General features: G+C 61.0%; 11 protein-coding genes. 8 read left to right on the top strand and 3 right to left on the bottom strand.

Annotation, left to right across the window (positions count from 1 at the left end):
- Positions 1-49 precede the first annotated feature (49 nt).
- Positions 50-1,678, top strand: a complete 1,629-nt coding sequence (locus ACO05N_RS15715) for a tryptophan halogenase family protein (protein WP_422057940.1) — start codon at positions 50-52, stop codon at positions 1,676-1,678.
- Positions 1,679-1,689: 11 nt separating this feature from the next.
- Here ACO05N_RS15715 and ACO05N_RS15710 read toward each other — a convergent pair whose 3' ends face one another.
- Together ACO05N_RS15710 and ACO05N_RS15705 are read right to left on the bottom strand one after the other, a co-directional pair.
- Positions 1,690-3,207: a tryptophan halogenase family protein gene (locus ACO05N_RS15710; RefSeq protein WP_422057939.1), complete on the bottom strand. Its 1,518-nt coding sequence runs from the start codon at positions 3,205-3,207 to the stop codon at positions 1,690-1,692.
- 135 nt (positions 3,208-3,342) lie between these two features.
- Complete coding sequence (locus ACO05N_RS15705) at positions 3,343-4,704, bottom strand: family 16 glycosylhydrolase (RefSeq protein WP_422057938.1); 1,362 nt, start codon at positions 4,702-4,704, stop codon at positions 3,343-3,345.
- A 104-nt stretch (positions 4,705-4,808) separates the two neighbouring features.
- On the opposite strand from ACO05N_RS15705, the gene ACO05N_RS15700 reads away from it, so the two are divergent.
- The 5 genes from ACO05N_RS15700 to ACO05N_RS15680 all read left to right on the top strand — a co-directional run bounded on the left by ACO05N_RS15700 (position 4,809) and on the right by ACO05N_RS15680 (position 12,373).
- On the top strand, positions 4,809-6,287 hold the full coding sequence (locus ACO05N_RS15700) for a sulfatase-like hydrolase/transferase (RefSeq protein ID WP_422057937.1): 1,479 nt from the start codon (positions 4,809-4,811) through the stop codon (positions 6,285-6,287).
- 206 nt (positions 6,288-6,493) lie between these two features.
- Complete coding sequence (locus ACO05N_RS15695) at positions 6,494-7,501, top strand: SMP-30/gluconolactonase/LRE family protein (RefSeq protein WP_422057936.1); 1,008 nt, start codon at positions 6,494-6,496, stop codon at positions 7,499-7,501.
- 165 nt (positions 7,502-7,666) lie between these two features.
- Complete coding sequence (locus ACO05N_RS15690; RefSeq protein WP_422057935.1) at positions 7,667-9,844, top strand: beta-galactosidase; 2,178 nt, start codon at positions 7,667-7,669, stop codon at positions 9,842-9,844.
- A 79-nt stretch (positions 9,845-9,923) separates the two neighbouring features.
- Entirely contained in the window at positions 9,924-11,072 is a 1,149-nt protein-coding gene (locus tag ACO05N_RS15685; RefSeq protein ID WP_422057934.1) for a mandelate racemase/muconate lactonizing enzyme family protein, read from the top strand.
- A gap of 5 nt (positions 11,073-11,077) precedes the next feature.
- Positions 11,078-12,373 carry an MFS transporter gene (locus ACO05N_RS15680; protein WP_422057933.1) on the top strand — a complete coding sequence of 432 codons (1,296 nt, stop codon included), beginning with the start codon at positions 11,078-11,080 and terminating at the stop codon, positions 12,371-12,373.
- A gap of 30 nt (positions 12,374-12,403) precedes the next feature.
- Here the strand turns inward: ACO05N_RS15680 and ACO05N_RS15675 are convergent, their stop codons facing one another.
- Positions 12,404-15,031 (bottom strand): VPS10 domain-containing protein, encoded by a 2,628-nt coding sequence (locus ACO05N_RS15675; protein ID WP_422057932.1) that lies wholly within the window; start codon positions 15,029-15,031, stop codon positions 12,404-12,406.
- 486 nt (positions 15,032-15,517) lie between these two features.
- Between ACO05N_RS15675 and ACO05N_RS15670 the strand changes: the two genes are divergently transcribed.
- Together ACO05N_RS15670 and ACO05N_RS15665 are read left to right on the top strand one after the other, a co-directional pair.
- Entirely contained in the window at positions 15,518-17,410 is a 1,893-nt protein-coding gene (locus tag ACO05N_RS15670; RefSeq protein ID WP_422057931.1) for a sulfatase-like hydrolase/transferase, read from the top strand.
- Positions 17,411-17,793: 383 nt separating this feature from the next.
- Positions 17,794-20,511, top strand: a complete 2,718-nt coding sequence (locus ACO05N_RS15665; protein ID WP_422057930.1) for a TonB-dependent receptor — start codon at positions 17,794-17,796, stop codon at positions 20,509-20,511.
- Positions 20,512-20,526 lie beyond the last annotated feature (15 nt).

Here is a 20,526-nt window from a genome sequence, read left to right as displayed (position 1 = left end):
CGCGTTCCCCTGAACGCGGCGCCTTTCTTTGTCTGCGTCGCGCGGTAGGATGGCCGATATGGATGCTGTGCATTCTTCAGCGCGGGCGCCAACCCGTTTCCTGATTCTGGGCGGCGGAACCGCCGGCTGGATGGCGGCGCTCCTGCTCCAGCGCGCCTTTCCCAATGCCAGCCTCACCCTGCTTGAGTCTTCCGCGATAGGAACGATCGGCGTGGGCGAAGGCTCAACCCCTGCGCTCAAAAGCTTCTTCGATGCGGTCGGTATCGATGAGCATGCGTGGATGCCCACCTGCGGCGCCACGTTCAAATCCGGCATTCGTTTCGACGACTGGTCGCGGGTTCCGGGGTTTGAAAGCTACTTCCATCCCTTTCTGACCCAGTTCGACCGCGATCACATCCGAGCGCTTGCTTATAATTCCGAATTGCGGCGGCGCGGGGTCGATGTCCACGCTCACCCCGATCTCTTCTGCTATTCCGCTTATCTGGCGGATCGCGCGCTGTGTCCGGTGCCGCCACATTCATTTCCGTTCGATGTGCAATATGGCTATCATTTCGACGCCAATCGGTTGGCAGCATTCATGAAGGCGAGCGCCCAAGCCCGCGGCGTCGTCTGCCGCGACGGGCTGGCGCGGCACGTCCGGCGGGACGAGCGCGGAGATGTCAGCGCAATCGAATTGGATGACGGCGCAACGATTGCCGCCGATTTCTTCATCGATTGTAGCGGATTCGCCTCGGTGATTACGAAGAATGCGCTCGGCATCTCCTACGAGACCTATGGTGATGCGCTGTTCAACGACCGGGCGGTCACCTTTGCCACGCCGCCAGTACCGGTGGCGGCCAGCCACACCACCGCAACCGCGCTTCCCTGCGGATGGGTGTGGCACATTCCCCAGCAGGAACGCACCGGTAACGGCTATGTCTATAGTTCCGCCCATCGCTCTGAAGATCAGGCAGCAAGCGAACTGGCAGCCCATCTGGGCGTGGCGGAGAATGCGATGACCCCGCGCACGCTGCGCTTCAGCACCGGGCGAGCGACGACGGTGTGGAACCGCAATACGCTGGCGGTCGGACTCGCGCAGGGGTTTCTTGAGCCGTTGGAAGCCACCGCGCTGGCGCTGGTACAACTCACGCTGGCCCGGTTTATTCGTTACTGGCGCGCAGGCCAGGGGAACGCGCGCTATGCCTCACAGCTGAACGACGAGATCGCGGACGCCTATGCCAACGTGAAGGATTATCTCCATACCCACTATTTGACGTCGAACCGCGACGACAGCGGCTATTGGCGAGCTTGTCGCGCGAACGGGTCCGCCATCTCGCCGCGGCTCAAGGCGGTGATCGAAACCTGGTTTAGCGGGGGCGACATAGCCCCGGTGCTTCACGAGACGGGGCTGGGTCGTCATTACAAGCTGAACTCATGGCTCTATTTACTGAGCGGGATGGGCATCTACCCTCGCGGGGTTGCGCTGACTCCCGCCAGTAGGGAGCAGCTGGACAAGGTGCCGCCGGCATCGATTCGTGATTTCTTCGAACGCTGCACGCTCAACCACCTGCCGCAGGCGGACGCGCTTGCGCGGTTGCGGGCGGGGTTGCCTGCCGAAGAAGGCGCTGCGGCGACCGATCCGGACCTGGCGCTCGAGCGAATGCTTGGGCTCGATTTTGCGGCAGCGTCGCCTCGGTGAGGACTGGCGCGTCAGCCGCCTTCGACCAGGCTATGGATCACTTGTTGATGCGAACGCGGAATGGCTGAGGTCTCTACATCAACCGCCCGCGCGACATTCTGGAGAAATTGGAGCAGGCCGGGCGCTTCGGCGCGTGGAATGGCAAATTGCGGGTAATCGAGCGCGAATCCCTGACCGATCAGCACCTGAAACCAGCTGTCATGCCCGAACAGCGCATGGTCCGGCAGATCGAACCAGCCGGTCTGTGCGAACGCCTGTAACTTGCGATCGAGCGACGGGGGTCGCTTTGCGTCGCGTCGCTCGGTCCAAAAAGGCTCATCGCGCTGATTGACGACATAATGCGCCGACAGGAAATCGCGAATTTCTTCCGTTTCCGCGCGCCACATCGCGTTGAAGCGGCCGCGATCATCGGTTTTTCCGGCATTGTCGAACAGCATCTGTTCCAGAAGCAGCGCATATTTCGAGATGAGATGGATGCTGGTCGATTCCAGTGGCTCCAAAAACCCGGCGGCCAAGCCTAGCGCAACACAATTTGCTTCCCACGGCTCTGCAAGCCGACCGGTTCGAAAGTCGATGCGTCGCGGCTGATTGATCGGTTCGCCCGCGACTTCGCTCATCAGCAAATCGGTCGCTTCATCATCGCTCATATGGTCAGAGCTGTAGACGCAGCCATTGCCGGTGCGCGATTGCAGCTGAATTTCCCAGCGCCAGCCAGCCCGATGGGCTATCGACCGTGTATAGGGATTGGGCGCCGTGCTCCGCGCGGTCTGGACGGCGATGGCGCGATCACAGGGAAGATAGGCGCGCCAGTCTTCGAACGTGCCCCCCAGCGCCGCACGGCTCAGCACGCCTGTCAGCCCGGAGCAATCGATGAAGAAATCCGCCTCGAACAACTCGCCGTCCCCGGTTCGCAAGGCGGCAATGCCGCGTTCGCCGGTTTCCACAGCGACAATCTTGCTGGAGCGGTGAACGACGCCGTTGCGCAGCGCATTGGCCCGCAACTCGCGCGCCAGCAACGCCGCGTCAAAATGCAGCGCATAGCTCAGTTCGCACAACGGATAGTAGAGATGCTGCGCGGCACCTGCCGGCCGCTCGGCCACGCGGGCGAACCGGCCCTTTCGCGCAGCCGCCACGGCAGGCGTAAACGCATCGAGCGTGCGACTGGAAAAATAGGCGCCGCCTCCCAGCCATGCAGTGAAGAAATCATCCTCGCCCCGCGGCGTGCCGGTGGTGCCAAAACCGTGCATATAGATCTCGCCTGGGCGCGACCAGCCTTCGAACTGAATGCCATATTTAAAGGTAGCCTGCGCCGCTTTCACCACTTCACTGTCGGTCATGCCGACATGGTTCAGCAAATCATAGATTGTCGGGATAGTTGCTTCGCCGACGCCAATCGTCGGAATGTCCGCGGCGTCGACGACGGTCAACGATACGCCGTGCTCCGCCGACCGTTGAGCGAGGACGGCTGCGCAGGCCCAGCCCGCCGTTCCGCCGCCAAGGATGAGGATATTCTTTATATCCGGTGCCATACGGGGCCCTCCCGCCGAGCCGACTGATCGCGCTGTTATCTGTCGACAATCTGTCGGCAATCGAGGCCCTTGTAAAGCATTGCGACCGTATGGGCGAGCGGCAGCTGCGAAGCGGTGGATCGTGCCGCCGCGATCTTACTTCCGCCCGGTCGGCGACTTGCGGCGATAATAGCGGACATAATCGACCTTCATGCTGGTCCCGTCGATCTTGGCGGTCACGGGCCCCGCAATTTCCTGGTTGAGAATGGCCATGCTGAGCAGGATGTTCATCGCGCTGAAGCAAACATCATTGCGCTCGGTGTGATAGAGTTTCCCGTCGAGATACCATTTGAAATAATCTTCCGACCATTCGAAGCCGTAGGTGTGGTATTCGGCGGCGTGGTCCGCGATCGTCGCGGCATCGAACCGGTCGAGTTCGGCCCATTTGCCGTCATCCCAATATTCAAGCGTATAGTCCGTCATCAGATTCCGGTAGGTGCCATTGCCGGCCGGCCAGCCATTCATGATCTGAACCGCGCCGACGATTTGCGCCTCGTCCCACTCGATCTCGAGCCATTTAGGACCGTGCTTGGATGAAACCCAGCGCGTCTCCAGGCGACCGTCGGCAGCGAAGGCCTCTCTGGACGGCAGCTGATAGAAGGTGCCGACCGTCGTTAGCCGGGCACCTGGCATGCGGGCGAGATTCAGCACGGCCTCATCGTGCCGTGCGTCCGCGGCAGGATAGCGCGCTGAGGGGGCCAGCACCCGGAACTCCTCGATATGGATCGACGCAGGATTGTCGGAGCGCAACCGGATCTTGCGGGTGGTTACGGGAGCCTTGAGCACGACCGAGTGCCCCCGCTTGCCCTGCAGCGTGTGGTGAAGCTGGCTATCCAGATGCTGCTCGCGGCCATCGGGCGCGCGCCAGGTGTCGGTCCAGTTGTGAATATTGGTGTTCATCACATTGGGGTAGTGCCCCTCGTTGATGTCGATCTCACAAGCCTTCTGACCGGGCGGCGGCTTTAGCTTGGGCCAGAGCCAGAATGAATTGTTGGTGCCATAGGCGCCGGCATATTTATACCGCGCCTCGTAATAGCCGTACCCGAACGTCCGCTTCGTCCAGATGCTTGCCGAGGACCAGACATGCGGGTCAGACGCCGATTTGTGGTTCTGCAGTTCGAGCACGCCGTTTTTCACTACCGCGTTCTTGCGCCAACGGCGGCCCTTCACCCATTCGCTTTCGAATTCGCCCTGCCGCGAGATCCATGACTGGTCGAGCTGCGCATCAGGATAGTCGAACTCGTCCGCCCAGGCGAGTTTCCATTCGGACATGTCGAGCGGTTCATCCCGGTACGTCATTGGATTATTGCGCATAGCAGCATAGGCGGTCACCGCCTGATCGGCGTTCTTCCGACTTTCGGCTGTATGCGGGGTGACCGGAGTCGCCCACCCGGCAGTCAGCATGAGTGCGAGCTTGGTCGCAGCAACCTTCGAAATGATCCGTAAACTCGAAGCCATCGTGCATCCCTCCCGAATGGGAGGCTTATAGCTACGAACGTGTCGCGATTGTCGAGTGTTGACATGTTCCGGCGGTGCAAACAGAGTGGTTGGGGGAGAGCTACATGATCGGTCTGGTGTTCGCCCGTAGCTGCTTGCGTGTGCTGGTCGGCTTTGGGCTTTGCAGTTCGCTTCCGGCCTTGGCGGGGGACGGGGATGCGACCAAGCTGCGGAAGCCGAACATCGTCTTGCTGTTTGCGGATGATGCAGGATATCGTGACTTCGGGTTCCAGGGCAGTCGCACGATGCGCACGCCGCATCTCGATCGGTTGGCGCGCGAGGGCACGCGCTTTTCCCAAGCCTATGTCACCGACCCTACCTGTGGACCGTCCCGGGCGGGCCTGTTGACAGGCCGCTATCAGCAGCGTTTCGGCTTTGAGGAGAATAATGTCCCCGGCTATATGAGTGCTAACAGCAAGCTGGACGGGGCGGAAATGGGACTGCCTCTTGCCGAGCGTACGATTGCAGACCATCTGCGCGCGCGCGGTTATCGCACTGGTCTGTTGGGCAAATGGCATCAGGGGGACGCGGACCGCTACCATCCCTTGCGACGTGGCTTTGATGAATTCTACGGCTTTCGCGGAGGATCCCGCAGCTACTGGCCTTATTCCGATCCCCTTCAGCCACCGCCTCAGAACAAAATGGAGCGAGGCTTCGGCAACTATCGCGAGCATGAAGGGTATCTCACTGATGCTCTGGCGATGGAAGCGGTGTCGTTCATCCGGCGCAATCGTGAGCGACCGTTCTTTTTGTTCGTGTCGTTCAACGCCGTGCACACCCCGATGGAGGCGTTACCCGAAGACCTCGCAGCCTTTCGGACCCTTTCTGGCGTCCGCAGGCTCGCGGCCGCACAGATGCTCGCGCTCGATCGGGCAAGCGGCGCAATCTTGACGGAGTTGATGGCAAGCGGTCTCGAGGGGGAAACGCTGGTCGTGTTCGCAAACGACAATGGCGGGGAAGTGCCCCATAACGGCTCGGTCAACTATCCGCTGGCCGGCACCAAGGCTACCTTTTTGGAAGGCGGGCTGCGGATCCCGATGCTGATGCGATGGCCCGGTCGCGTGGCGACGGGTCGGGTATATCATCAGCCCGTCAGCCTGCTCGATCTCCTGCCCACCTTCCTTGACGCCGCAGGCGGCGATCCATCTGCCATTCCCGGTCTCGATGGGACATCGCTGCTTCCTTATCTCACCGGCAACAAGGCGGGACGGCCGCATCGGACATTGTTCTGGAAGCGAGGCGCGCGCGCCGCAATCCGTGACGATGACTGGAAGCTGCTGCGGCATTCGGATCGTCCGGCCGAGTTGTTCGATCTGCGCCGCGATGTCGGTGAGCAGCGGGACCTTGCCAGCCGACGACCGGACATCCTGAGGATGCTGTTCCGGAAGCTATTTGCCTGGGAAACGAAGCTGGAGCGACCGCTCTGGATGTTGCGCGGCGAATATGACCGATCCGATATCGAGTGGATGGACCATTATCGCACGCCTTCGGAGACCTGGCGTGGGCTTGATTCCATGCAAACAACAGATGCTCGCGCGGACTGACGCGTTCTTTCGTTTGCCAGTGAGTGGCGCATGGACGGCCTAAGCTGCAAGCAACGGGGTAGAGCAGCCGGACCGAGCCGAGATCTGTGCCTCTGATTTAGGCTTCATCGCGGTGCCTTCCGGGCCACATTCGGTCATGCCGAACTTTTGAATTCAGAAGGAGTGTCTCAATGAACAGCGTTATACCGCGCCGGCGATGCCTGGCGATGACGGCGGGCGGGCTTGTTGCCGGACTGATTGGAGGCTCGCGGGCAGTGGAGGCTGAGCCTCAAAACAGGATTGAGCGTCTCGATAGCCGCCTCGACGCCGTCCTTGGAACCTCACCGACCTGTGAAGTGATCGGTCGCGGATTCGAATGGGCCGAGGGACCGACCTGGGACCAGAAGCGCCGTCGTCTCTATTTTTCCGACATTCCGCCCAACAAGATGATGTCGTGGAAATCAGGCTCCGGCATATCGGTCTGGCGATCACCCGCAGGGGCCGGGGGTGCCGGCCCAGGTGCAAACCCGGGAACCAATGGCCTGCTCTATCTGCCCGGTGAAGATGCCCTGCTGGTGTGCGACCAGGATACGCGTTCGATCCTCAAATATGCGCTGGGACGGCCCGCGGCACCGGATGTGGTTGTGCGTGGCGCCGCCGGGGCGGCGTTCAACAGCCCCAATGATCTCGCCATGGCAAGCGATGGGCGGCTGTTTTTCACCGATCCGCCGTTCGGCCTCGATGGAGGACTGAAGTCGATTGCGCGTATGCGCTCGGTAAACGGCGTTTATTGTCGCGCCCCCTCGGGACAGATCGCTCTAATTGACGGTACGCTGGTGGCTCCCAACGGCATCGGCCTGTCGCCGGGCGACCAGCACCTTTACGTTTCCGTATCCGACGCAGCCAGTCCGTGGATCGTGCGCTATGCGCGAGCGGGATCGGGGTGGCTGCGCGACCAGAGCACCTGGTTTGACATGTCCCGCTTTTTGGCAGGCAATACACCGGGCGCCCCGGACGGCATGGCGATAGCTTCCAACGGGGTCGTCTTTGCAACAGCGCCGGGGGGCGTCGCGATCCTGACACCCGAGGCACAATTGCTGGGGATGATCCGTACCGGACGGGCGACCGGAAATTGCTGCTTCGGCGACGGCGGATCAACGCTGTTCATCACATCGGACGACATCCTGCTGCGCATGCGAACCAAAGTGAGCGGACTAGGGTTTCGGACATTGTAGACAGTTGACGAACGACGGCGAGTCGATCATGCAAGGGTCAGGCGATCCAACAATGATAATCTGGAGAGAGTAATGCTGGGGATAGGTCGGCTCAGCCGCGCTGCTGCGCTATTGGTTTCGTCTGCATTCGTGGCGGCTGCTTCGGCTGCACCATCCGAGCGCCTGGTGGAAGGCTTCGAGGGCCGGACCGGTCCGATCAGGACCAGCAATGCCTCTGCAGAAATCGTTGTCGCGGCCGGGGCGACCCAGGGGCGCAAGGGGCTGCGCTTGCGGTTCGAGCCGCGCGACGAAGACATGGTCACGGTTCCCCTTTCGATCCCTGCGGAGGTGAACGCGATGGGCGATACCAACCTGGCGCTCGACGTGACCAACCCAAGCGGCGTGTCGATCCATCTGTTCGTGACGCTGATCACCGATGACGGCACGCGCCAGCGCGCCAGCGGCGTAATTGGCGCTGGCAAGACCGAAACGCTTTACACCGTGCTGACGGGATATGAGGCCAAGGTGGAAACTGGCCTTCGTGAGATCCCCCCTTCTTGGAAGACGCCCGACCAAAAGCTGATCGGCGGTCACAGCGGTGGCCCACTCGAGCCATCGAAGATCCGGCAGATCGAGTTCAGCACCCAGGCCAACCCGGTTGCGCGCGAGATCGTCGTCGACAACATTCGAGTGCGTGCCAATCCGCCGGCCGACGCCTTCTTCCTTGCAGATATCGTCGACCGCTTCGGTCAAGCCGCGAAGAAACAGTATCCGGTCAAGATTTCAAGCGAAGCCGAGCTTCGCGCCAAGGCGCAGCAGGAAATGGCGGTGCTGGCGGCCTCAAAAGGGGCTCCAGGCCGGTCCAGATGGGGCGGGTGGGCCGATGGGCCGAAGCGCAAGGGCACGGGGTTCTTCCGAGCGGAGAAAGTCGACGGAAAATGGTGGATGATCGATCCGGACGGCCACCTGTTCTTTTCGAACGGCTTGGCCAATATCCGTATGGCGAACATGGGGACGATCACGGGGTATGATTTCAACGATCCCGAAGTGCGGTTCATCGATCCCGAGGAGCTCACACCCGACGATTCGGTTGACATCGTTCCGGTCGACAAGAAATACCGCGCCAGCCGGTTTCTCGCCTCTCCGCTCAGGCGGCAGATGTTCGAATGGCTGCCGACCTATGACGACCCGCTCGGCAGCCATTATGGCTATGCCCGCGAGACGAAGCGCGGCGCTGTCCAACACGGCGAGATCTTCAGCTTCTACAAGGCCAATCTCGAGCGTCGCTACGGCAAGGATTACATGGCGACCTGGCGCAAGGTGACGATTGACCGGATGCGCGATTGGGGCATGACCTCATTTGGCAATTGGGTGGATCCCAGCTTCTACCAGAATGGTCGCATCCCCTATTTCGCCAATGGCTGGATCATCGGAAACTTCAAGACGCTGTCGTCGGGCGACGACGTATGGTCGCCGCTGCCGGACGTTTATGATCCAAACTTTGTGCGCCGCGCGCGACTGACCATCCAGCAGATCGCACGCGAAGTTCAGAATTCGCCTTGGTGCGTCGGCGTGTTCGTGGACAATGAAAAGAGCTGGGGCCGCGGCGACACGACAGCGACGCGATATGGCGTGGTACTGGACGCGCTGAGTAAGAAAATCTCCGAGAGCCCGGCCAAGGCACGCTTCACGCAGATGCTGCGTGACCAGTACAAGACGGTTGCGGCGCTCAACGCTGTGTGGGGCACGAAGTTCGCCAGCTGGGAAGCGTTCGGCGCGGGCGCCGTTCCGGTACAGCTGGAAGCGGCGCGACCGGATCTGTCGCGGATGATGCGCGATTATGGCGAGAGATATTTCAGCACCGTCCAAAGCGAGCTCAAGCGTGTCATGCCCAACCACATGTATATGGGCGTACGCATGGCGCAGTGGGGCATGCCCGAAGAGATTATCGAGGCGTCGCTAAAGCATTCGGACGTACTGAGCTTCAATAACTACAAGGAAGTCATGCATCCTGACAAATGGGATTTCCTGAACGCCTATGACAAGCCGGTCATCATCGGTGAGTTCCATATCGGCGCTACATCGGACACCCCCTTTTATCATCCCGGGCTGATCGCTGCGTCGGACCAGAAGGATCGCGCGCGGATCTATGAGCAGTATATCAACAGCGTCATCGATCATCCGATGATGGTCGGCGCGCACTGGTTCCAGTATATTGACGACGATGTGACCGGCCGCTCCTATGATGGCGAGAACTATAATGTCGGCTGGGTCACGACCACCGATATTCCCTATCCGGAGATGGCAGAATCCGCCCGGCGCGTGAATTACGGCCTGTATCAGCGTCGATTCGAGAAAAAATGAGCAGGCGCCGGCCCGGACTCGGGGCCGCGGCCAGGCTGTCGATCTACGCGCGCGAGCGGCGCAGTTGCAGGGGCTAAAAATGAAGATAACCGACATCTCGGCGTTTCCCTTGTGGGCGGATCACCGCAACATCTGCCTTGTCAAAGTTGAGACCGATGAGGGGATTGCCGGATGGGGCGAGTCCGGGCTGTCGGGGCGCGAGCTCGCGGTCACAGCGATGGTCGAGCACCTGAAGCAATTTTTGGTTGGTCAGGACGCGCGCAGGATTGGCGCGCTGTGGCAGGAAATGTATCGCGGCGCTTACTTTGAGGGCGGACGCACGATCACTGCGGCGATCTCCGCGATCGACATTGCGCTTTGGGATATCGCCGGGAAGGCGCTGGGCGTGCCGGTACATCAATTGCTCGGCGGAGCACAACGCGACCATATTCCATGTTTCATCACCACGACCGAAGCGCATGGCGAAGCGATGATCGCCGACATGGTGCGGCTCAAGGACATGGGGTGGGACTGCATTCGCGCGACCACCGGTGAGTCTGTCGCTGGCCCGCACGTTTATGATCCGCGCAAGGCGATCGCCATTGCCGCCGACGCGCTGATCGAAGCGCGTGCCGCTTTAGGAAGCGATGTTGCGCTGGGTATCGACTTCCACCATCGCCTGCAACCGGCCGAAGCGGCGTCCTTCTGCCAGCGCATGCCGAGCGGTACGCTTGATTTCCTCGAGGAACCGATCCGCCAGCAATGCCCGGCGGCCTATACCCAGCTGCGCAGCATGACCGACATGCCCTTTGCGATCGGCGAGGAGTTCGCGTCGAAATGGGATTTCCTCCCCTATATCGAAAGCGGCCTCACCAATTTCGCGCGGATCGACATCTGCAATGTCGGGGGCTTTACCGAGGCGATGAAAATCGCGGCGATGGCGGAAGCGCACTATATCGACATCATGCCTCATGACCCGCTCGGGCCGATATGCACGATGGCGACGATCCATATGTCGGCGGCGGTGCCGAACCTGTCCTGGCAGGAGGTCGATCCCTATGGGCGAAGCACGGCCGATTATGACCGCCTGTTCCCGAATCGGCCGCAGTTGGACAGGAACCGCTTTGCCATTCCGACCGCGCCCGGCCTGGGCCTTGAAGTCGATGAAGCAGCGGTGCGCGCCGGCAGCTTCGCATTCTGGGAATGTCCGCGGCGGTATAAGCCGGACGGTTCCTACACCAACTGGTAAGGACGATGCCGCGCCGTCGCTTCACCATTCTGGTCGCATTGTTCGTGACGGTCGTGATCAACTATCTCGACCGGACCAACATCTCGATCGCGGCGATCGACCTGGCGCGCGACCTGTCGCTGACGAAGATCGAGATGGGGATCGTCTTTTCAGCCTTTGCCTGGACCTACTCGCTGTTCCAGATTCCCGGCGGGCTGTTGGCGGACCGCGTTCGGCCGCGCCTGCTGTACCCCCTTTTGCTGACGCTGTGGTCAATCGCGACGATCGTTCAGGGGATGGCTGGCACCATGATCATGCTGGTTGTGTGCCGCGTCCTGGTCGGCGTGTTCGAGGCGCCTTCCTATCCGATCAACAATCGCGTGGTGACCAGTTGGTTTCCCGAACGCGAACGGGCGGGAGCGATCGCATTCTACACGTCCGGCCAATATCTCGGCCTCGCATTTCTCGCGCCGCTGCTCGTGGCGTTTCAGGCGGAGTTCGGCTGGCGAGCCCTATTCTATGCCTGTGGCGCGGTCGGCATCGTGTGGGCATGGATCTGGCACATTCTGTATCGCGATCCAGACCAGGATGCGCGGCTGACCGAACCGGAGCGGAGGGCAATGGCAGCGGGCGGCGCGCTGATCGACTGGGCCGACCGGCATGACGGTGGGGCCGCTGCAAAGGCGGCGAAGGCGCCGGCGCTCAGCGGACTGTCGGTGGCATTGTCGAGCCGGAAGCTGTGGGGCGTATATCTGGGGCAGTTCTGCATCGGTACCGTCTCGATCTTTTTCCTGACCTGGTTTCCGACCTATCTCGTCGAGAGCCGCGGCATCGAGTTCGCTAAGGTGGGCTTCATCGCCTCCGCCCCGTTCCTGGCGGCGTTCTGCGGCATCCTGCTTTCCGGCACGCTGTCCGACTGGATGGTGCGACGCGGAGTCGACCAGGGGCTGGCACGCAAGGCACCGGTCCTGATCGGCATCGCCCTTTCGACCAGCATGGTGAGTGCGATTTATGCCGAAACCGACCTCCAGGTCATGGTCATCATGTCGCTGGCGTTTTTCGGCAATGGGCTGGCGTCGATTACCTGGATTTTCATCTCGCTGCTGGCGCCACGCAACCATATCGGGCTCGTAGGCGGCGTGTTCAACTTCATCGGTGGCCTATCCGCCGTGGTGACGCCGCTGGTGATCGGCCTGCTGATCGAGGGCAGTAATTTCACCCCTGCGCTGATCTATATGTGCGTTGTGACGCTGATCGGGATCTTCGCCTACACGGTGCTGGTGGGGAAGATCGAACGGGTGCCCGCGCCATCCTGCAACTGACGGGGCGGGGCGGCGCCTCCCAGTCACGGGCTATTCGCCGATGACGCCGACATTCCAGCCGCTTCCCCAACCGGCGGCCCAGAGCAGTCGCCGGTCATGCGCATCGGGCTTTGCGTCGATAATCTTTTCATGGCTGTTTAGACCGTTGTTGATCTTTGCCCATCTATTTCCACCATCGCGGGACAGGAAGAGTCCGGGGTTGCGGAAGGTGACCTCCGGCTTCATCTCGCGATACACTGTAACAAGCAGAAGGTCAGGGTCGAGTGGCGAAGATTCGACCTGGGTCACCAACGGCGCGGAGAAGATGCGGTGCCAGGTCTTGCCACGATCGCGGCTGCGCCATGCACCGCCCTCAGAAAGCGAACCGTCATAGGGAGACCCAGTTGCGATGTAGAACGCGCGGGTCCTTCGATCGATAAACACGCTGTTGACGCTGCGAATTTCCGGCGGAAGCACCATGCGCCGCCAGTTCGACCCGCGGTCGGTCGAGACATAGAGGCCCCCTTCGACATCATTTGCCGCCGCATAGAGTATTGCCGGGTCATCGGGGTCCATTGCCAGGCGACGCAAGCTGACGGACGCCGGCAGCCCGGCATTGCTCACGGCCCAGCTCCGCCCCGCGTCGCGTGACCGCATGAACCCATAACCGCCGACCGATGGTGCGCGAATGTTCGACCGGTAAATTTCGGTGAACGCGTTGCGCGTGACCAGCACGTACATGTTGTTCGGATCGACCGGATCAATCGTCAGCGAATTCTGTTCGGGCAGCATGCCGGGCGGGCCCTTGCCGAAATCGGCCTGCTGGCCTGGTTCGTCCCGCCCAGCTTCCAGCAAGGTGCCGATGTTCGTCCAGCTCTTGCCGCCGTCGACGGACCGGCGAACCTTGCCCGCATGCGCCTGGCGCCACGACAATGCATAGATGATGTGCGGATCACGCGGATGCACTGCCATCGTGGCGATGGAAACCATCCCGCCATGATGCACCTGCCCCTCGATCTGCTGGACCAGGACGGTGGCCGGATCGATCGGAGCGGTGTGCGGGACAGTCTGCCAGATGCCATGCTCGCCGCTTGCCATCAGGCGCCGCCCGGGAATGCCGGTGTCGACAATGATCAGCCGACCCGGCAGGTCGCTATTGCCGCGGCCGATCCAGCGGCTTCGTTCGCCGTCAATCTCGATATCGTCGATCTGGTGCCAGCTTTCCCCCCTGTCGGTGGACTTGTGCGTTTGCTGGTCGATGCTGACATAGACCGTGCCATCCGGCCCGACTTCCAACAGGCGGTTTCCTGACAGCTCAGCCTGTCGGGCGAGTTCATGGCGCAGGTGCGCAAACTCGACATTGGCCGAACTCGGATTGCCACGGCCGCGCCAATAGTCGGCGTCCTTGCCGCTGCCCCAGTAATCGCCATAGCGCACGACCACCTGCCAGTGTTTCCCCCCGTCAAGGGTGCGCCACAACTCGCCCGGGCCGAATGTTCGATCGTGCTTCTTGTTGAGTGCGACATAGATCTCGTCCGGATTGCGCGGGTTCACGGCGATCCTGTTGAAGACCGGCAGCGTCGATTGCGGCAGCTCGGGAAACGACTTATGTGCATCCGCCTGTGAAATGCCGAGCCAATGGCTGATCGTGCGGTAATAGCGCTCCACTTCGATCGGATAATCGATTCGCGCGAGGTCGAAAGGCAGGTTGCCGCTGATATCGTGCCAGCTGCGCCCGAAATCGTCGCTGACGAAAATGCCCCCCACTGCGTGAACCGTCCGATCCTTGGGAACATAGGCGGTCTGTTCGACCAGGAACAGGCGGGTGCGGCCTTGCGACGGGTTGTGATGAATTGCGAGGTCGCGCGGCAAGTTGGCTGGCAGGCCCGCGCCCCCTGGGCGCCACCTCAATCCGCCATCGTCGCTTAGGAATAATCCCTTGTTCGACGCCATGGCCAGCCGCTGCGGCGCCTGTGGATTGACGATGATCCGCCCGACATCCAGGTCAGCGGGCAATCCGGCAGTGATCCTTTGCCAGCTCCTTCCGCCGTCAACGCTTTTTAGGATGTAGCCATAGTCGACATACCGTTCCGGTTTGCCACCCGGCCGGGCCACAGACCGGTGATTGTTCTTGACGTCCCAGAAGTTGCCGGGCCCGATGTACCAGACGCGGTCGTCGGTCGGATCGACGGTCAGTTCCGACAGCCGCGTCCCCAGCTGTTCGTCATACCACCCCTTTGTAAAAGCGGCAGGGTCGTAAGGATTGACGCCGAACGACTTCCAGCTGCGTGTCAGTTTCGTGAGCTTCTTCCAGGTGCGGCCCCGATCGGTCGTGCGGTAGAGCCAGCCGTTCCAATCGATCGCATGGCCCAGGTCCGCTCGCTGGCGCGAGAATTCGACATCGACGACGCGCTTCATTTCGTCGCCGGTGCCGTCAGCGTCCTTGAGGCTGTGCCACCGCTTGCCACCGTCCCAGCTGCCATAGCTGACATGCATGTCCGGGCCGATGAAGATGGCTTTCGGATCGGTAGGATGCGGCCAGAGTTCCTCATTATAGCCCGCCAAGCCCGGCCCCACGGGATGCCAGACTACGCGCGGATCGGAGGCGATCCGTTCACTGCGCAGCTGCTCGAAATAGCGGGCATCGGATGGCTCGGCGTGCGCCGATCGTGGCGCCATCGTCGCGGTCTGGGCGCAGCCTGCTGTAGCAAGCGATATCGCGAGCGCACTCGCAACGGTCCGGGTTGAGAGGAGGGGGCGGGGTGAAGTTCGCGGCATCACATTGCCAACCTCTGCGCGTCGCAGCAATCGCCTGGGCAGGCGCTCGCGGGTGAGCAACGGGCCGGATCGATCCAGGGGCCAAGGTGCGGATCAGAGCGTGTTCCAAGGGCGGCGGAGCATTCAACGTGAACGGCACGGGACAATATCGCCAGTGCAGCGATCATATTGCCAGCCGCATCGAACATGCTCCAGCGCGACCAGTGCATCGTCCTCTTCCCCGTTTCAAACGTCAATGAGCTGATTTGGCATCGAGCACCGTGTGTCGATGATCGTGGGCGATCGGCCCTGTAAAGTAGCAGAATGTCGACACTTGACAATCTATATCGTGCCTGAGCTTATTCCGGCGCTTGGCATGCGGACCCGCGCTGCGACAGGAGAGATCATATGGGAGGTTTGGGGCGGCTCGCCGGCGTTTGGCTTGGGGCGTTGATTGTCTCATTTTCCGGCGTCGCGGCCCGGGCGCAGACCCTGCCGCAGTCGCAGCCCGACATATTGTGGATTGTGACCGATGATCAGCGCCCTGATTCGGTGGCAGCTTTCAACCGTGCGATGACGGGACGCGCCGAGAGCAGGCTGGGTCCGGTCGAATCGCCCAATCTGGATCGGCTGGCCCGTCAAGGCGTGCTGTTCGTGAACGCGTTCAATCAAGCGCCGACCTGTGGGCCCTCGCGCACTTCGATGCTCACTGGCCGTTATCCCTTCCGCAACGGCAAATATGGCTGGGAGAATACGCATCAGACCGCCGATTTCGTGCGGCCGGCCTTCTCGCAGGCTGTGCGGCGCGCCGGATATGGCACGGCCGTCATCGGCAAGCGGCACTATTCTATTGCGCCCAAGGACAAGTCGGAGCCGATCTATGACCTCGAACTCGACTTCGCGCGCGACATGCAGCGCAATGGCATTGGCGACTTCACTTCGGAGGGCAGCTACGGTCTGGCCGATTCGGTGCTACTGCGGCGCGCTGGAACTGAGACGGTATTCTATCCCGACGGACGGACGAAAACCTATCAGATCTCTTGGGCCGACCGCGAACTGAGCGCCGCAGAGGAGGCGACCAAGGCTGCGGTGGAGAAGGAGTTCGACATCCTTCGCGCCCGCACCCAGATCCATACTTCCCTGATTTTGGGCGGCGTCAATCCAATGCCGGCCGGCCGTACGATCGACGGCAGGATCTTGGAGGAGTTTCAGAATTATCTCGCCAACGCCAACCGCGACTACAAGTCGACTTGGGGTGCGACGCTGCAGGGCGCGGACCGTACGAAGCCGCTGTTCGTCAATCTGGGTTTCCATTTCCCGCATACGCCGGTTCTTCCGCCCAAGAGCTTCAGGGACCGGTTCAAGAGCAAACATTATCGCCTACCCGAATTCGATACGGACGAGCTCTCTGCGCTGCCTCCCCAGCTCGTCGAGACCTATAATGAAGCGAAGTCTGACAGACTGACCGACAGCGAAAAGCTGCAGGCGGTACGAGACTATTATGCGTTCACCGCCTATGGCGATACGCTGATCGGCAAGGCAGTCGACTCGTTCGTCGAATATTCGAAGTCCAATGGACGCGAGTATATGGTTGTCATCACCATTGGCGATCATGGCTGGCAACTTGGCGAGCAGGGGATCATGGGGAAATTCGGTCCATGGGACCAATCCATCCATGGCGCGGCGATCGTCATTTCCTCCAACAAAACAGCGTTCCCCGCCGGCAAGGTGTTCCGGGAATTCGTCGAGTATGTCGACTTCGCGCCGACAATCATGGCGGCGGCAGGCGTTGATGTCGGAAAGCCTGAATTCGCCTATCTCGACGGGTTTGACCTTGCCCGTGCGCTCGTCGATCCAAAGCTCAAGCGCGACTATATCCTAGGCGAAATGAACCTGGTGAACGGTCACCGGGCGTATATGCGGACGAAGGATTTCGCCTTCTCGATGCGCACCCGGGATTTCCGAACGGAAGGGAGGAGTCCTAACCTCAATCGGGATGTCACCTGGGCGTTGGATGTGGCGCCAAAGAAGGCGGATCTGGCGCTGTACGATCTGCGCGTCGATCCGGGTGAGCGGCGTAACCTTGCCACGACGTTGGACTATGACGATCTGGCGCAATGGTTCCGCGAGAAGCTCGGCAACATCGTGCTAGGCGATGGGCGAGTGGAAGCAGACTGGGGCCGCGAGAACGCCTATAACCTCAGCAACTTCGCTGGGGGTGCAGATGACAAGCGAATTGCTATTCCGCCAGCGCTGCTTCCCAACCCGCCGCGCGTCACGCGGCCCGGGCCCAACCGCTGACGGTGGGCCGACCTGCCAATGTGGTGGACGAGGCTATGGCAGGCGTTCGGGCGTCGACAGCGTCGGCGTGCAAGGCCCGCGCTAGGAACCGGAGACTTGCGGGCGGCATGTCGCGCAGCGCTTGGCCTTGGCGTTCTGCTGACTGATCCATGCTCCTGTCGTCACCTCCGTCCGCTCGGCGGCCGGTCAAGGGAGTTGCGGCTCACGGCCGTTTCAGAATTCATCATAGCCACCGACACACCGCAGCCCGATAGAAAGTAGACTGTTGACAATCGACCGTCGCAAGGTAACGGTAGCAGGGTAGATATAACCGAAGGGGAGGTTTCATGCGGAACTTGCATGTACGATTGCTGGCGTCAGTCGGATTGTCGCTGGCCGTAACCATGCCGATTCACGCCGCGCGTGCGCAGACCGCAGGCGAAGGGCAGGCTGATACGGATGTTGTTGAGCCGGAGATTGTCGTCACCGGGTTCCGTCAGTCGCTGGCCCGTGCCGCCGAGATCAAGCGTCAGGCGATCGGTGTGGTGGACGCGATCACGGCGGAAGACATTGGAAAGTTTCCCGACGCGAACCTTGCCGAGTCGCTTCAGCGCATCTCGGGCGTATCGATCGACCGATCGAACAACGAAGGTAACCAGGTAACCGTTCGTGGTTTTGGGCCAAGCTTCAACCTGGTCACGCTGAATGGCCGTCAGATGCCGAACTCCTCTTCGCTTCAGGCTGAAGGCGTCTCGCGGAGCTTCAATTTTCGTGAGCTTGGCTCCGAAGGTGTAGCGGCGGTTGAGGTGTACAAGACGGGGCAGGCCGACATCTATTCCGGAGGCCTTGGCGCCACCATTAACGTTCGCACCCCGCGTCCGTTCGACCAGCCAGGCTTTCGCGCTGCCGTGAGCGCCAAGGCGGTCTACGACACGAGCGTCGAAAAGGATTCGAAAGTTACGCCCGAACTCTCGGGTCTGGTGAGTGGAACCTTCCTCGACAACCGCGTCGGCGTCCTCCTTGTTGGTTCCTATTCGGAGCGCAACTCGCACAAGGACCGGATCGGCACCTCGGGCGGCTGGCGCCGCAACCGCACCGGGGGGCGCGCGGTCCAGATCGATACGAGCGCGATCGACACGAGCGTCAACCCGACGAAGTCCTGGTGGGCCCCTTTCACGATTGATCAGGATCTGTGGGATACGCAGCGCCAGCGCTTCAATGCGCAGGCGACGCTGCAGGCCGAGCCGGTCGATGGGCTCACCCTGACTGCCGACTATACCATGTCGCGGTTCAAGGAAACGACCCAGATGAATCGGATGAGCTATTGGTTCGACGCGCCAGATCGTGGTGTCGCGGACAAGAATGGCACGCTGGTCGATATCACTACGTTCAATGACACGCTGAACTATTGGGCGTGGGATTTCTACCACAAGGGTGAAAATGACTCGCTCGGAGTCAATCTGAAATGGGAAGTCAGCGATAGCCTGACCTTTGAACTCGATGCGCATGATTCGACGTCGAAGTCGAACCCGGATGGCCAGACGTCCGAAAGCATCGTCGACCTCTTCAACACGGGTAGCCTCGTCACATTGAACGGCAAGTTCACCGACGGACTTCCGGCGGCGAGCTTTGATGCTTCGCGCTTGCCGGGGGGAGATCCCTACAACAAGGCAAACATCGGATCCGATCTGTATCAGAAGCGCGGATACTCGATGGACAACAACATCAAGCAGCTGCGCGGCTCGGCCGAGTGGAGGGCTAACGACAATATCACCATCAAGGTCGGATCAGATTATACGAAATACTCCGTCGATACGGCGTCAAATGCGACGTTCTTGCTGGTCAACGTGCCCATTACCAATCTCGACCTGCAGTTCGTAGACTCGGTCAACCCTGACGTCTTCCCGAAGATTCCGATCTATCGAGTTGAGGATTTTCTCGACATTGTTCGTGCCCAGAATCTTTTCACCATCACGCCGCCGCAATTCAACGGCGTGCAGGAGGAAACCTATGGCGGCTATTTCACGCTGACGATGAAGGGTGAGCTTGGCGGCCGGCCGATCCGCGCCAATGCGGGACTTCGCTATGAAAAGACCAATGTCGAAGGCTCTTCAGTTCGCGAGGGTTTGGTCGGCTTCCGCTACTTCAACGCGCAGGGGCTGCAGCCCGTCTTTGATGGCACGGTGGCGGCGCAGACGCTTACCTCTGACTATGAGCAATGGCTGCCGAACTTCGCGGTCAGTTACGAGCCGTTCGACAAATTCCTGATGCGAGGCGCGTTCAGCAAGACCATCGCCCGCAGTTCAATTTCAGCGATGTTCCCCGGTACCACCATTTCAGGGCGTCCGGGGGGTCCGTTCAATGCGAGCCAGGGCAATCCCGGTCTGCTACCCTATGCGTCGGACAATCTGGATTTCTCGCTGGAATGGTATTATCGCCCGGGCAGCTATGTGTCGGTCGGCGCCTTCCAGAAGTGGGTGTCCAACTTCATCGGCGCGGTTCGGCTTACGGGGCCGATCAGTAACGCGGCTGGCAATCCCATCACCGACCCAAGCGTGAATCCACGGCCCGGATGCCCCGAGAACGGGTCCGCGCCGAACCCGGCCTGTGTCTCGCAGCCTGGCGATCCGGTCGTCACCTTCGACATTTCCTCGACCGGCAACCTGCGCGATGCATCGGTGCGTGGTCTCGAAGCGGCCGTGCAGCATGTGTTCGGCGATACCGGCTTCGGCGTGATCCTGAACGGGACGCTGGTCGATGGAAACATCTCATACGATGTCTATGACGTCTCGGGCAGCACCTTCGCGCTGACCGGCCTCAGCAACTCGGCCAATGCCGTCGTCTTCTATGAAAAGAACGGGCTTCAGGCGCGCGTGTCCTACAATTGGCGCGACAAGTTCTTGCTCGGATTTGCCGGAGCGGGCGAGCCGGTATTCACCGAAGCCTATGGCCAGTTCGATGTCAGCGCGAGCTACGACGTCACGGACAATCTGACGGTGTTCGCCGAGGGCCTCAACATCACCAACGAATCGACCCGACGCCATGGCCGCTTCAAGGAGCAGCTGATCGATTACGAAACCTATGGTGCTCGCTACTCGCTGGGCGTGCGCGCGAAGTTCTGACGAAGTCGCGTCAGA

Origin of the sequence: Sphingomonas sp., assembly GCF_965227385.1 — a bacterium.
Classification (GTDB): Bacteria; Pseudomonadota; Alphaproteobacteria; order Sphingomonadales; family Sphingomonadaceae; genus Sphingomonas.
Note: the sequence above shows the minus strand (reverse complement) of the source record. Positions and strands in the feature narration are given on the sequence as shown.

Excerpts from the sequence above, each read along its gene's own strand:
- ACO05N_RS15715 (WP_422057940.1), top strand. The coding sequence starts at position 50 with ATGGCCGATATGGATGCTGTGCATTCTTCAGCGCGGGCGCCAACCCGT.
- ACO05N_RS15710 (WP_422057939.1), bottom strand. The coding sequence starts at position 3,207 with ATGGCACCGGATATAAAGAATATCCTCATCCTTGGCGGCGGAACGGCG.
- ACO05N_RS15705 (WP_422057938.1), bottom strand. The coding sequence starts at position 4,704 with ATGGCTTCGAGTTTACGGATCATTTCGAAGGTTGCTGCGACCAAGCTC.
- ACO05N_RS15700 (WP_422057937.1), top strand. The coding sequence starts at position 4,809 with ATGATCGGTCTGGTGTTCGCCCGTAGCTGCTTGCGTGTGCTGGTCGGC.
- ACO05N_RS15695 (WP_422057936.1), top strand. The coding sequence starts at position 6,494 with ATGACGGCGGGCGGGCTTGTTGCCGGACTGATTGGAGGCTCGCGGGCA.
- ACO05N_RS15685 (WP_422057934.1), top strand. The coding sequence starts at position 9,924 with ATGAAGATAACCGACATCTCGGCGTTTCCCTTGTGGGCGGATCACCGC.
- ACO05N_RS15680 (WP_422057933.1), top strand. The coding sequence starts at position 11,078 with ATGCCGCGCCGTCGCTTCACCATTCTGGTCGCATTGTTCGTGACGGTC.
- ACO05N_RS15675 (WP_422057932.1), bottom strand. The coding sequence starts at position 15,031 with ATGGCGCCACGATCGGCGCACGCCGAGCCATCCGATGCCCGCTATTTC.
- ACO05N_RS15670 (WP_422057931.1), top strand. The coding sequence starts at position 15,518 with ATGGGAGGTTTGGGGCGGCTCGCCGGCGTTTGGCTTGGGGCGTTGATT.
- ACO05N_RS15665 (WP_422057930.1), top strand. The coding sequence starts at position 17,794 with ATGCCGATTCACGCCGCGCGTGCGCAGACCGCAGGCGAAGGGCAGGCT.